The organism is Actinocrinis sp., from assembly GCF_035938995.1.
Lineage (GTDB): Bacteria > Actinomycetota > Actinomycetes > Streptomycetales > Catenulisporaceae > DASZGI01.
In genome coordinates this window covers 1-2,790 of the sequence record NZ_DASZGI010000227.1, presented here as the reverse complement: position 1 = coordinate 2,790, position 2,790 = coordinate 1, and the positions used below count along the sequence as shown (strand labels likewise).

The 2,790-nt window shown below is 70.5% G+C and carries 2 protein-coding genes; both read left to right on the top strand.

Annotation, left to right across the window (positions count from 1 at the left end; genetic code table 11):
• Positions 1-920: VOC family protein (locus VGZ32_RS16300; protein ID WP_326886898.1), on the top strand; the 920-nt coding region annotated here is incomplete at its 5' end.
• Positions 921-925: 5 nt separating this feature from the next.
• Entirely contained in the window at positions 926-2,620 is a 1,695-nt protein-coding gene (locus VGZ32_RS16295) for a bifunctional 3-(3-hydroxy-phenyl)propionate/3-hydroxycinnamic acid hydroxylase (RefSeq protein WP_326886899.1), read from the top strand.
• The last annotated feature ends 170 nt before the right edge of the window (positions 2,621-2,790 follow it).

The following is a 2,790-nucleotide window of genomic DNA, read 5'->3' as shown; positions in this document are numbered from 1 at the left end:
TAGCCGCGTTCGAGGGAGTAGGCATGGGTGCCCACCGCGTGATCAGCCTCGTCCGAGAAGTACCAGACCTGCGGTTGACGCGGGCCTTCTACACCGAGTTCGGCCTGCGGGAGACGTCGCCCGGCAGGTTCGCCACCGAGGTGGGGGGCGAGCAGCTCGTCCTGCGTGCCGGTGACGCGCCTCGGGTCGTCGAGCTGAACATCGGGGTGGACGCCGAAGCCGACCTCGATGCGATCGCGCAGCGATTCGGGGGGCTGGGGATCGCCTCGACGCGCACCGCCGCCGGGCTGGAGGCTACGGAGCCGGTGAGCGGAGTGCTGGTGCACGTCGCGGTCGCGGCCCGGCTGCCCAAGGATCCGCCGCCGAGCGCGCCGACGTCGATCGACCGTAACGAGCTCGTCCTGCGGGAACCGATCCGGCCGCTGCGGCTCGGGCACGTGGCAATCGGCTGCACCGATGTGGAGGAGGCCAAGCGCTTCTTCCTCGACGGAATCGGGATGCGTCTGAGCGACTACGTCATCGGTGGCCCGTTCATGCGGTTCGAGACGGATCACCACAACGTCGTCCTGCTGCCGGCCCCGATGACGCTGCTGCACCACACCGCCTGGAGGGTGCGCAACGTTGACGAGATCGGCTACGGCGGTTCGCGGATGATCGAGAACCACCCGGAGCGGCACGCCTGGGGGCTCGGTCGGCACGCGGCGTCGGCGAACTACTTCTGGTACCTCAAGGACCCTGCGGGGGCCTTCTCCGAGTACTACTACTCAGAGATGGACGACCTGGCCGACACGCCGTACTTCTGGGATCCCAGTCCGGACAGCGAGGAACTCCCCGTCGCGGCTTGGGCATCGCCGGCGCTGCAGGATCGGCCGCTGGTCCCGGAGGCCATGCGGGCGCCGATCCTTACCGCAGGTGAGTGACCAGGATGGGGTACGACGTCCTGGTCATCGGCTACGGCCCGGTCGGCATGGTGCTCAGCGCGCTGCTGGGTCAGCGCGGACGGCGGGTCGCGGTCATCGAGCGCTACGCCGGGCTGTACAACCTGCCGAGGGCGGCGACGTTCGACGACGACGCCATGCGGCTGCTGCAGAAGCTCGGCATCGCCGAGTCGGTCGCCGCCGGCACGCGGGTGCAGCGGACCTACGACTGGTGCAACGCCGAGGGTGAGGTGCTGATCGGCAACGAGTTCTCCGACTTCGGCGGCTCCGGGTGGCCGGAGTTCAACATGATGTTCCAGCCGGTCCTGGAGAGCGAACTCGACGCCCTGTGCCGCCGCACTCCTGGCGTCGAGATCATCCGGGGCTACGTGGCCACCGAGTTCCGGCAGACCGGCGACGGTGTGGAGGTCGTTGCGCAGCCGGCGGATGAGCTGGGGCGCGTCGCGGGCACGCCGCACGGCGAGGCGCGGACCTTCGCCGCCCGGTTCGCCGTCGGGTGCGACGGGGGGAACAGCAAGGTCCGATCGGGTCTCGGCATCGAGATGGACGACTACGGGTTCCAGGAGCCGTGGCTGGTGTGCGACTTCCGGCTGAAGCGTGACGTCGACCTGCCGATGGCGCTGCAGTACGGCGATCCCGACCAGCCGACCTCCATCATCTCCCTCGGACCTCACCACCACCGGTTCTCGTTCATGCTCGACGAGGTCGTCTCCTCAGCCGAGGCCGTGGACCCCGACGAAGTGTGGCGCCGGGTCTCCCGCTGGATCACGCGGGACGACGCCGAGCTGATCCGGGCCGCGCCGTACACGTTCCGCTCGACCGTCGCCCAGGAGTGGAAACAGGGTCGGATCCTGCTCGCCGGCGACGCCGCCCACCAGATGCCGCCGTTCCTCGGCCAGGGCATGTGCTCCGGGTTCCGGGACGCCCACAACCTCGCCTGGAAGCTCGATCTCGTGTTGCAGGGAGCGACCGAGGACCTCCTGGAGACCTACGCCGCCGAGCGGTCGCCGCACGTCCGAGCTATCACCGAGAAGGCGGTCGAGCTCGGCCGGGTCCAGACCGTCCGCGACAAGCAGGCGGCCAGGCTGCGCGACGAGGAACTGCTCCGCCGCAAGCGCAGTGGCCGACGCCCCGAGGGCTTCCGCTTCCCCGGCTACTCCGAGGGCTTCCTCGCGCCGGCGTCGCCCGACGACAATGCCCGCGGCCAGCTGTTCCCCCAGGCATGGGTCGGGCGCGGCTCGGGCCGTGCCCAGCGGTTCGACGACGTGTCCGGCGCCGGCTGGGTACTCGTCGTCCGGGACCCGTCCGCGCTCGCCGACCGCGACGACGACCTCGTGGCCTGGCGCGCGGCGGGCGGCACGATGGTCATGCTCGGCGCGCCCGCGGAGGAGCGGGCCGAAGCCTGGGCGACGGTCGACGATGTCGACGGCGCCTACCAGCGGTGGTTCGACGGCCACGGGTGTGCTTCGGTCATCGTCCGGCCGGACTGGTACGTCTACGGCTCCGCCGTGTCGCGGGATTCGCTCCGAAACCTCCTGCGCTCGTGCCTGTCGGACCTGCGGCCGGTGGCGCCTGAGGCGAAGCCGCGCACGGCCTCCCGCCGCATGGCGCCGGCTGACCGCCGCCCGGTTCAGGGCGACGTGCACCCTGCGGCCGAAGTCATGTCCGGGCCGGCCAGCTGATCAACCCATCCACCACACAATGAGCGGAACGAGACATGCGGATCGCAAACGTCGCCGGACGTGCCGTTATGGCGCACGGCAAGGAGCCCATCGACGTCTTCGAGGCGAGCGGCGGCCGGTTCGGCCCCAGCCCATCGGCGGTCTTCGACCGGTGGGCGGAGTTCCGGGCC